Origin of the sequence: Pedobacter aquatilis (assembly GCF_030409415.1) — a bacterium.
In the GTDB taxonomy this organism is placed as follows: Bacteria; Bacteroidota; Bacteroidia; order Sphingobacteriales; family Sphingobacteriaceae; genus Pedobacter; species Pedobacter aquatilis.
This window is the reverse complement of sequence record NZ_JAUFPW010000010.1, coordinates 1-10,799: the sequence shown is the minus strand read 5'-3', so window position 1 is coordinate 10,799 and position 10,799 is coordinate 1. Positions and strand designations below refer to the sequence as shown.

At 40.2% G+C, this 10,799-nt stretch carries 9 protein-coding genes; 1 reads left to right on the top strand and 8 read right to left on the bottom strand.

Annotated features, from left to right (window positions below; genetic code table 11):
- Positions 1–1,251 precede the first annotated feature (1,251 nt).
- A complete protein-coding gene (locus tag QWY86_RS03080) occupies positions 1,252–1,617 on the top strand; it encodes an endonuclease domain-containing protein (RefSeq protein ID WP_290238640.1) in 366 nt (121 codons plus the stop codon).
- 730 nt (positions 1,618–2,347) lie between these two features.
- Here the strand turns inward: QWY86_RS03080 and pruA are convergent.
- The 8 genes from pruA to QWY86_RS03040 all read right to left on the bottom strand — a co-directional run bounded on the left by pruA (position 2,348) and on the right by QWY86_RS03040 (position 9,498).
- The gene (gene pruA / locus QWY86_RS03075) at positions 2,348–3,982 is read right to left on the bottom strand and encodes an L-glutamate gamma-semialdehyde dehydrogenase (RefSeq protein ID WP_290238638.1); all 1,635 of its coding nucleotides are present in this window, start codon (positions 3,980–3,982) and stop codon (positions 2,348–2,350) included.
- 105 nt (positions 3,983–4,087) lie between these two features.
- Positions 4,088–4,534: a 4'-phosphopantetheinyl transferase family protein gene (locus QWY86_RS03070; protein WP_290238637.1), complete on the bottom strand. Its 447-nt coding sequence runs from the start codon at positions 4,532–4,534 to the stop codon at positions 4,088–4,090.
- Positions 4,524–4,784, bottom strand: a complete 261-nt coding sequence (locus QWY86_RS03065; protein ID WP_290238634.1) for an acyl carrier protein — start codon at positions 4,782–4,784, stop codon at positions 4,524–4,526. Before QWY86_RS03065 ends, QWY86_RS03070 begins: the two co-directional genes overlap by 11 nt.
- Positions 4,777–6,057, bottom strand: a complete 1,281-nt coding sequence (locus tag QWY86_RS03060; protein WP_290238631.1) for a beta-ketoacyl-[acyl-carrier-protein] synthase family protein — start codon at positions 6,055–6,057, stop codon at positions 4,777–4,779. The genes QWY86_RS03065 and QWY86_RS03060 overlap by 8 nt, the downstream gene beginning before the upstream one ends.
- The gene (locus QWY86_RS03055) at positions 6,047–6,496 is read right to left on the bottom strand and encodes a 3-hydroxyacyl-ACP dehydratase FabZ family protein (protein ID WP_290238630.1); all 450 of its coding nucleotides are present in this window, start codon (positions 6,494–6,496) and stop codon (positions 6,047–6,049) included. Before QWY86_RS03055 ends, QWY86_RS03060 begins: the two co-directional genes overlap by 11 nt.
- A 1-nt stretch (position 6,497) precedes the next feature.
- Positions 6,498–7,550, bottom strand: coding sequence for a type III polyketide synthase (locus QWY86_RS03050; protein WP_290238628.1), 1,053 nt, complete (start codon positions 7,548–7,550; stop codon positions 6,498–6,500).
- Entirely contained in the window at positions 7,547–8,260 is a 714-nt protein-coding gene (locus tag QWY86_RS03045) for a methyltransferase domain-containing protein (RefSeq protein WP_290238626.1), read from the bottom strand. Before QWY86_RS03045 ends, QWY86_RS03050 begins: the two co-directional genes overlap by 4 nt.
- Positions 8,257–9,498, bottom strand: coding sequence for an NAD(P)/FAD-dependent oxidoreductase (locus QWY86_RS03040; RefSeq protein ID WP_290238625.1), 1,242 nt, complete (start codon positions 9,496–9,498; stop codon positions 8,257–8,259). Before QWY86_RS03040 ends, QWY86_RS03045 begins: the two co-directional genes overlap by 4 nt.
- Positions 9,499–10,799 lie beyond the last annotated feature (1,301 nt).

Below are 10,799 nucleotides of genomic sequence, written 5' to 3'. Positions count from 1 at the left end.
GGCTTTCTCCTCGTCTAGATAACCTAAGATCGTTAAAAAGTTTACTGTAATCTGTTCCAAACATGAAACAAAAATAAAAATAAAGATGTGGGTACACGGTAGGCTACTACCGGGTTTATTCACAATGGGCGGTAGCTTTTGGGATTAAGCAACATGTAGTAACCACCCCGCCTTGCAGGCACCCCTCCTTGAAAATAAGGAGGGGATTTGGGTTGTACTGCTAGGCTCTCGCTCTGGTCATTAAATGGATTTTGGTTTAAAACACGAACTTCTAAATAAAAAGAACAAAACTCTGCCAAAGCACAAACTACTCCCCTCCTAATTTAGGAGGGGCAAGGGGTGGTTAATCAAGGTTACTCAGTTCAGATTAAAGTAACATGAAATAACCACCCCGCCTTGCAGGCATCCCTCCTTGAAAAGGAGGAGGGGATTTGGGCTCTTCTATTAATTTTTTGCTGTGGTCATCAAATGGATTTTGATTTAAAACACGAACTTCTAAATAAAAAGAACAAAGCTCTGCCAAAGCACAAACAACTCCCCTCCTAATCTAGGAGGGGCAAGGGGTGGTTACTTAAGGTTACTCAATTCAGATTAATGGAACATGAAATAACCACCCCGCCTTGCAGGCACCCCTCCTTGAAAATAAGGAGGGGAGTTGGATTGTTCTATTAATTTTTTGCTCTGGTCATTAAACAGAATATGGTTTAAAGCACATACTTCTAAATAAAAAGAACAAAGCTCTGCCAAAGCACAAACTACTCCCCTCCTAATTTAGGAGGGGCAAGGGGTGGTTACTTAACGTTGCTCAATTCAGATTAAAGTAACATGTAGTAACCACCCCGCCTTCGAGTTGGGCGTGCTGCTAGGCTCTCGCTCTGGTCATTAAACAGAATTTGGTTTAAAGCACTTACTTTTAAATAAAAAACAAACTTTGCCAAAGCACAAACTGCTCCCCTCCTAATTTAGGAGGGGCAAGGGGTGGTTAATCAAGGTTGCTCAATTCAGATTAAAGTAACATGTAGTAACCACCCCGCCTTGCAGGCACCCCTCCTTGAAAATAAGGAGGGGATTTGGGTTATACTGCTATACTTTTGCTGTGGTCATTAAACAGAATTTGGTTTAAAGCACTTACTTTTAAATAAAAAACCACTTTTGCCAAAGCACAAACTGCTCCCCTCCTAATTTAGGAGGGGCAAGGGGTGGTTAAATCCCTAAAAATATTTATCTTAATAAAATTTAAATTAAAAGATAATGTCAATCCACAATGCTAAATATCTTAAAACATTAAGGAAAGATTTAAGAAACAGTCTTACCTCTGCTGAAGCTACACTTTGGAAATACTTACAACATTCTAAATTGGATGGTAGAAAATTTAGAAGACAGCATAGCATTAATAATTACATCTTAGATTTCTACTGCCCTTCAGAAAAATTAGGGATTGAATTAGATGGAAGTGTACACAATGGTTTTGCTTCTGATGAATATGACAGGGAAAGAGATAAGCATTTAAATAACCTTGGCATAACTATAATTAGATTTGAGAATAAAGATGTTTTTCAAGAGGAAAATATTCTAAATGAAATTAGAAGTTATTTTAAACCAGCCCCAATCTCTTGAAAAGGAGGGGAGTTGGGCTATACTGTTATACTTTTGCTGTGGTAATTGATCGGGTTCTGGTTTAAAGCATACACCTTTAAATAAAAAACCACTTTTGCCAAAGCACAAACTGCTCCCCTCCTAATTTAGGAGGGGCAAGGGGTGGTTAATCAAGGTTGCTCAATTCAGATTAATACAAAAGATAATAACCACCCCGCCTTGCAGGCACCCCTCCTTGAAAATAAGGAGGGGATTTGGGTTATACTGCTATACTTTTGCTGTGGTAATTGATCGGGTTCTGGTTTAAAGCATACACCTTTAAATAAAAAACCACTTTTGCCAAAGCACAAACTGCTCCCCTCCTAATTTAGGAGGGGCAGGGGGTGGTTAATCAAGGTTGCTCAATTCATATTAATGTAACATGTAGTAACCACCCCGCCTTGCAAGCACCCCTCCTTGAAAAGGAGGGGAGTTTCCCTCAAAGTTTTATAATATAATGCTTAAGCATTAACGAACATTTTTAGCAACCTGCAACCCTAAATAGTATCAAGAACTTTTGTTATTTAAACGGGATTGCAGCGAACACGAAGTGTAACGGAGTAAAGCGTAAAGCCCGTGTAACGCTAATATCACCAGGACAATTGCTTTCCAAATCCTTTTAAAAAAAGAAAAACCCCTTGATAAATCAAGAGGTTTTAGATATTACCTTCATTGCATTCTGCCTCGCAATAACGGTAGCTTAAAAAATTTATTAATCTTCTGCCAGGAACGGATAACGGTAATCAGTAGGAGATTCGAAAACTTCTTTAATGGTGCGTGGCGAAACCCAACGCAACAAGTTAATCATCGAACCCGCTTTATCGTTTGTACCCGAACCTCTGGCACCGCCAAACGGCTGCTGACCAACAACGGCTCCTGTACATTTATCGTTAATGTAAAAGTTACCTGCCGAGTTGCGTAAAGCATGGCTAGCTTTATCAATCGCGTAACGGTCTTGCGCAATTAAAGCACCAGTTAAAGCATAAGGCGAAGTGGTATCAATTACTTTCAAAATCGAATCGAAATCTTTATCCGCATAAACGTAAACGGTTAAAACCGGGCCGAATAATTCCTCGCACATGGTGGTGTATTTCGGGTCGTCAACCACTAAAACGGTTGGCTCAACAAAATAACCTTTACTCTTATCGTAGTTACCACCGGCAATAATTTCTACACCTTTATCTTTCTTCGCCTGGTCGATGTATTTCGCTAATTTGTCAAACGAACGCTCATCGATAACGGCATTAATGAAATTGCTGAAATCTTCTGTTCCGCCCATTTTAAATGTAGCCAGATCGCGTAACATTTGTTTTTTAATTTCAGGCCATAGACTTTCCGGAACATAAACACGACTAGCAGCCGAACATTTTTGTCCCTGATATTCGAAAGCACCACGAACGATTGCGGTGTTGGCAATATCAACCTGTGCCGAAGGGTGAACCAGGATAAAATCCTTACCACCAGTTTCGCCAACAATACGAGGGTATGATTTGTATTTGTGAATGTTTGTACCAATCGTTTTCCAGATTTCCTGAAATACTTTTGTAGAACCTGTGAAGTGAATACCAGCAAAATCAGGGTGATTGAAAATCACATCGCCAGTTTCCGGTCCGTCTGCATAAACTAAATTGATTACGCCATCAGGTAAACCAGCTTCACGGAAAATTTCCATTAAGAGGTTAGCTGCATAAACTTGGGTATCTGCTGCTTTCCAAACCACCACATTACCCATCATCGCTGCCGAAGCTGGTAAGTTAGCTGCAATTGCCGTAAAGTTGAAAGGCGTTAAAGCGAAAACAAAACCTTCTAATGGGCGTTGTTCCACTCTGTTCCAGTTTCCACGAGGCGAAACTGGTGGTTGTTGCTTGTAAATATCGCTCATGTAACTTACGTTGAAACGCAAGAAATCAATCAATTCGCAAGCGGCATCAATTTCTGCCTGGTAAGCATTTTTACTTTGGCCAAGCATGGTTGCTGCGTTTAATTTATAACGGTATTTACCGGCAATTAACTCTGCTGCTTTTAAGAAAATGGCTGCTCTATGTTCCCAAGAAAGGTTTTCCCAATCTTCTTTGGCTGCTAAAGCGGCATCAATTGCTTGTGCAACATGCGTTTTATCGCCGATGCTATATTGGGCTAAAATATGTTGATGATCATGTGGAGGAACAACCTTACCTTTCTTAGTGGTATGCACTTGTTTGCCGCCAATATACATCGGAATGTCTTGTTGGTGTGAACGGGCTTCAGCCAGCGCTTCTTTTAAAAGAACACGCTCTTTACTGCCCGGGCCGTAATTTAATATAGGTTCGTTTACCGGAGTAGGTACGTTAAAAAATCCTTTAAGCATAGTGTATTTTTTATGAGTTGCGCAAAGATAAGGCTTTTATGCTTACGCAATTCTATTGTTCTGTAAAGAAAATGGAGCATTTATTTTGATTTTCTTATTGCTGAACTAATACACCAGGGCTAAATACCGGCCATGGTGGCTAGTGCTTGCCGGATTACTTTCCTTGTAATGCCCTGGAAAATCAGGAACCTGGTAAATAGAAGTTCTGATGTTTTCCAACCGTTCGAGATTGATGGCAGAAACGGTGTGAATATATGCTGTGTTGATGCTACTCTTTGTATGATAAATTTGATTGTTAATGTTTACGGTAGCGTGTAGTAAGTCGCACTTTAAATCTTTGGGTGCAAAATTTCGTATGCCCGTTTGGCGGTTGTTAATTTTATAAGCCGCCTCTTTCATGCTCCAAAGTAGCCAGACCATCGTATCCGGGTTTTTAGAGGACAGGATTAAAGATTCTTCTTCGGAAGTAAAAATTTTAGAGAGATAACCTTTACGTTGCCAGTTGCTTTGCGTTTTTGCAAGAACCAAATCAACAATATCGTTACCCAACATTTTTGCTTAGTTTACTTTCAATAACCTCGATGGTTGCTTTTACGGTTAGCATTTTAGCCATCGAATCATTATCTATCTCAATACCGAATTGCTCCTCAACGTCCAGCACGACATCAACCAGGTTGGCAGAATTTATTTTTAAATCGTTAATAAAGTCTGTGTTTTCATCTATGCCTTCCAAGGCGGCAACTTCTTCGCTATAAGGTTTAATTATCGTTTTTAGTGCTTCTATTATTTCTGCTCTATTCATTTTTATACTTTTTGAAAATAACACATACGTTAACATCTCCAAAACCAAAGCTAGCTTTAGCAACAATGTTTACGGTTTGATTTATTAATTTTTTAGGGATACGATTTTCTGCTATTAGTGCAGTAATTTCGGGATTTAAGTCTTCGCAATTTACATTCGGGAAAATAAAATCCTGCTCCAATTGTAAAATGGCTGAAATACTTTCTATACTTCCGGCTGCGCCGATACAATGTCCAATCATACCTTTTAAAGCATTGATGTAGGGAAAATCTTCGGATGAAGTACCCAAAGCAATTTTCCAGTTCTCAATTTCGAGGGCGTCTTTAGATGTGGCGGTCAGGTGTCCGTTAATCACATCAATGTCTTGGGGTTTAATTCCTGCATTTTCGATGGCTTTTTTAATGCAGCGCTGTACGGCTTGTGGGTTTGGGGCAGTCATGGTACCTAAACCACGCTGACCACCAGAATTTAGTTCACCGCCTAAAATTTCGCCATATATTTTAGCATTTCTGGCTAATGCAGATTCGAGGCTTTCCAGTACCATTGCACCGGCGCCACTCCCAGGTACAAAGCCACTTGCCGTGGCACTCATTGGCCGGCTACCACTTTCGGGCTGGTTATTGTGTTTAAAAGTACAAACTTTCATGGCATCAAAACCACCCCAAATGTAAGGACCGCTATCGCTGGTGCTTCCGGCTAACATTCGTTTGGCCTTGCCAGATTTTATCCGCTCGTAAGCCAGTAAAATACTTTCTGCACCAGTAGCACAGGCCGATGAATTGGTACTGATTTGATTGCCTAAACCAAGCTTGCCACTAATGAAAGCACTTACACCGCTTGCCATCGTTTGTATTACGACCGAGCTGCCCAATTTGCGGATTTCCAAATCATCAATTTTATTTATGGCCCACCTGAATTTATCAATACCCGATGTTCCCGTTCCGAAAATTGTGCCGCTGTCCCAGTCTGGCTCTTGCTCATGGCTGCGCTCCAAGCCCGCATCTTTCCAGGCATCTAATCCGGCTATAACGCCGTAAACAATGCCACTGCTGTTTAAATTTCTTAATTCCAGCGGAGAAAAATAGGCTGCAATTCGTTCATCGCTTAAAACAGGTTTAGCCGCTATCTGACAAGAGAATCCAAGGTTTTCTAAATCGGGTTGAAAAGTTATGCCCGATTTTCCTTCCTTAATGGCCGCTGAAAATGTTTCGATGGTTGTGCCGTTTGGTGCACAAATGCCTAAGCCTGTAATTACAACTCTGTTATCTTTCATCACCTTTAGAAATTACCATTCCAGATATTGTGCCTTTACTTAGCACTTCGCCCTTAGCATTTTCCATTTTTACCTTGCAGCTTAATTTATTAAATCTGAAATAAATTTTTTCGCCGGTTACCCAAATCTTTTCGCCAGGATAAACAGGTTTTAAAAAATCGAGATGGTTTGAGGTCATGGCAAAAGTGCTTTGCTCTTGATTCACTTCATCCTTTAAAATAAATATCCCTAAGCAAACTAATCCAATCTGCGCCATGGTTTCGGTTAAAATGGCGGCAGGTGTTACCGGATTGTTCTTGAAATGACCATCATAAAAAAACAAATCTTTCCTGAAAGTGAATGTACCCTTTACCGCATGGCCATCAACCTGTAAAATTTCATCTACAAATAAAAAAGCCTTGCCATAAGGTAATTTTTTTACAATCTCCTGTGTTGTCATATTACCACTGCAATAGTATCCGTTGTGCCGAAAACCCTGGTCCGAAACTGAGCATTAAGCCCTTTTCTCCCTTAGCAGGTTTTTTATTCATGTAATTCTCCAGTACATATAAAACAGTTGCACTGCTCATGTTGCCATAAAGTTTTAGCACTTCTTTAGTTTCGTTTATGTTTTTACCCAACTTACCGAATAAGTCTTCTACCACCTGAATAATTTTTTTTCCTCCGGGATGGAATATCAAGTGGTCGATATCCTGGATGGTTAAATTGTTTTTAGCTAAAAATGGGTGAATAATGTCTGAAAAATGAGCTTCAATGGTATTTGGGACTTCTACATCTAATATCATTTGCAAGCCAGTATTGGTTAGTTTAAAACCCATCATTTCTTCTGCATCATAAAAGTGGTACATTTCTTCATCAAGAATTTCAGGGCCGCTATCTGCTTCGTTGGCACTTAACAGCACACAAGCAGCACCATCGCCAAAAATTGCGGCGCTTACAATGTTCGCCATCGAAAAATCATTGAGCTGAAAGGTAGCCGTTGGCGATTCTACCGCAATAACCGCAGCTCTTTTACCCGGGTTTGCTCTAAGGAAATTCTTTGCGTAAATCATACCCGAAACCCCAGCGGCACAGCCCATCTCGGTTACCGGTAAACGAACCACATCTTGCCTAAGTTTTAACGCATTGATTAAATAAGCATCTAATGATGGGATCATGATGCCGGTGCAACTCACCGTAATAATAAAATCAATATCGTGGGGTTTCCAGTTGGCTTGCGCCAGTGCCCGCTCCAGGCATTCCTTGCCTAATTTTATGCCTTCTCTGACGTAGATATCATTTCGCTCTTCAAAGCTTAGGTTGCTAAAAACTTCGGCAGGCGACATAAATGCATAGCGCTTATCAACGGCAGCCCCCTCGAAAATTTTCTTTACTTTTCTTTTAAAGCGTTCATCCTGGCCATTTAACCAAACATCTACAAAGGGCAAAATATCGTTTGTGGCACTCCAAAATTTGGGCAAAGCTTTGCTTACTGCTTTAACAATTACACTCATGCTGTTTTAATTATCCATTGGTATCTAAAAGCCCATTTCCATTTTATCGAACTTGCCTTTGCGTTTATTTTCCGAGCGTATGCTTCTAAATCTTCTTTTTTAAATCCACGAAGTATGGAGACTAAGCCATCATCCCGCGACATGCTATTCAATCGAAATACAAAGCATAGTGCTTTAAAAAGTCTATATGCCAAAGCACTACGTTCTAAATCATTAATTACAATGCCTAAACCAGCCAATTGTTTCAATTGATTGAGCAGGTTTATAATTTCTTCATCCTTAAAATGATGTAAGGTTAAAGTGCACAAAAAAATATCGCATGTTTCTAAATGTGTTGAATCATCAAAAATATCTAAACACTGATAAGAAATATTACGATATGATTTTGACAGGTTTTTAGCATGTTCTATGGTAAAAGCATTGGCATCAATTCCCTGAAGCACAAACTTTAAATTGTTTTGATCTGCATATTCGGCTAATGTTCTAAGCATATCGCCATTACCACAACCAATATCAGTTATACGTATTATTTCATGTTTCGGTTTGCTTTTAAGCAGCTTTTCTACGCCTTCAATCGTAACCTTATTGCCACCTAAAAGTTGATTAATGCTTGCAATTTTATCAAGCGCATCTTTTAAAATGTGCCCTTCCATTTCAAAATCATCCATCATCTCGGGCGCCTCGCTGCGGAATCTTGTATCTACACTCATATATCGGGAATGGTTATGGGTTTTCCATGGGTATATTTTACCGTTTTTTGTATTAAGCCGGGGAAATAGGATGCAGCGCTCATGGCTATGTTTTCAAAGCGGTTATTTTTCATAATGGATGCCAGCAACTTACCAATTTGTAGCCGTCTGGCAAACAATTTTTTCCATTCATGCATGTAACTATTTTCCAGTTCCTGGCGGGATGAAATTTTGCCAAGCTTAAATTGGTGCAAGCTTTCAGCTAAAATTTTCGCACTGTGAATGGCCATCGCCATTCCATTTCCGCAAAGCGGATGTATTAGTCCGGCGGTATCACCAATCATCAAAATGTGGTTTAATACCGGTTCTTTCGTTTCAAAAGAAATCTGACTAATGGTAAGTGGCGCCTCAAATATCATTTCCGATTGCGTAAAGTAACGTTCCAGGTGTTTATTCTGGTACAATACAGTTTTTTGAAAAGCATCGATGTTTTTATGTTTTTTAAAGCTTTCGTAATCGGTTAAATAACAGATGTTTAATGTGTTTTTTTCTACATTTGATACACCGCAATAACCGCCCTTAAAATTATTTAAGCTGACCAGGTTATTCGGGAAATTAGATTTGTAATGTGCCTTAACGGCCAAGTAGGGCGATTTGCGGCTGATGAAATTCCGCTCCAATTTCGCATCCAATGCCGACCTTTTGCCATATGCGCCTACAACCTGCGTGGCGCTGAACGTTTCTCCTTCGGTTGTATCAATAAAAAATTGGCTTGTGGTATAGGTTACATTTTGTACCGTTGCCTGCTGAATTTTTATTCCTCTTTCTAAGGCCGTTCGGTACAGGTAATCATCGATGGCAAACCTGCTCAATCCAAAACCACCAAGCGGCAAATTTGCGGTAACATTTTTGCCATTGGTCGATGTAAATTGTAATTGCCTGATTTGGTTTGGTTCGAGGTTGGACAAATTTAGGCCCAGCCAATTGTAATAAGGTAAAATTTCATTTGAAATATATTCGCCGCAAACTTTATGGTGCGGGTAGGTATGCTTCTCAATAAGTATAACATCAAAACCTAATTTTTGAAGATGCAAAGCTGCAGTTAAACCTGCTAAACCACCACCAATAATCAAGATTTCTGTTTCAATAGGCATGCAGCAAGATAACACTTTATCTTCAGCTTTGTTCGGGGGCATTTCAGGTATTCTTAATAAAATCTTATATTTTTTTGAAAGCAATGGCAGTTTTATAATGGTCATATTAGGTTTGTTTTGTGCCAATCTTTTTGGTTTAGCATCCTCCATTGTCGTCATTGCAAGGAGGCACAACGCGGCAATCTTTTGAGCAATGGTTATATAAAAGTATTCCGTCTCATCAGGATTTAGAATGGAAAGGTTTCGCCCGCAGATTGCGCTGAAACTCGCAGGAGAAGATTAATTATAAAATCATACGTTGATCTTTATTTATGCGTAACGCTATCCCTCTTTGGATGCGTTTATCCCGACGATTCGGGAGGGCAGGGGGGAGGATTTACAAATTGAGTGGAACTCCCCTCCTTATTTTCAAGGAGGGGTTGGGTGGTTTATTTGACTAAATCTCCTGCTTCACAGGCTTACCTTGGCTCGCCGCCGCCGAGGGGGCTCTTTCTTTTGTCTTGATACAAAAGAAACAAAACATCAAGGCTTGGAAATCTTGTCGGATTAGCTGTTTGAAAATTAATTGGGCAGCAGCGGGTTAGGTTCAATGAAGGATTGAACTGACCGCTGCTTTGGTTCTTCACTTGATGTGGGTCTGTACAAAATTTTCAACCGCTTCTCCTTCCAATATTTCCTAGGCCGTGTAGCAAAGCGCCTAAAACGAGGCGCAACAGCACCCATCCGATACTGCGTCATCTCGACCATAGCGGAGAGATCTTTGAACCTTATAAAATATAAATGGCCTTTGAATGAATCGGTCATGGTTGTAAATCTTTTCCTTCATAGGCTTGCCTTGGCTCGCCGCCGCCGAGGGGCTCTCTCTTTTTTCGGTTTTTTTTATTTTTCTTTTAGGCCCTCAAGCTTGCTTCGCAGGTTGTCTTAATACAAAAGAAACAAACCTGAGCATAGCGAAAGCATGCTTAACCATTAAAAAAATAAACAACCAGGCATAACATCAAGGCTTCCCGAAGGCTCGGAACAGGTGAATCTGTTGTCGGATAAATTCGTTAAAGCTTTCATTTCGGCAACACAAGTACCCGATGAAAAATCGGGCAGGACGCGTTGCCTTGGTTGGTGGTATGTTGAAAGTTTCTGCAAAAGCTTTAAGGTTTTCTCCTTCCAACATCTCCTATGCCGTTTAGCGAAGCGCACAACCCCTCGAATAGTTTACGCTGCAATGCTTCTACGTCATGCTATCCCCTTTGGAGCGTTTATCTCGAATTTCGGAAGGGCAGGGGACGATTTTAAATGCTGAGTGGAACTCCCCTCCTTATTTTCAAGGAGGGGTTGGGGCAATGTCATTAACTTAAGGCTCATATCGCTCTTTTGTAGTTGGTCCATGTTTGATATTTTCCTTTGGTTCT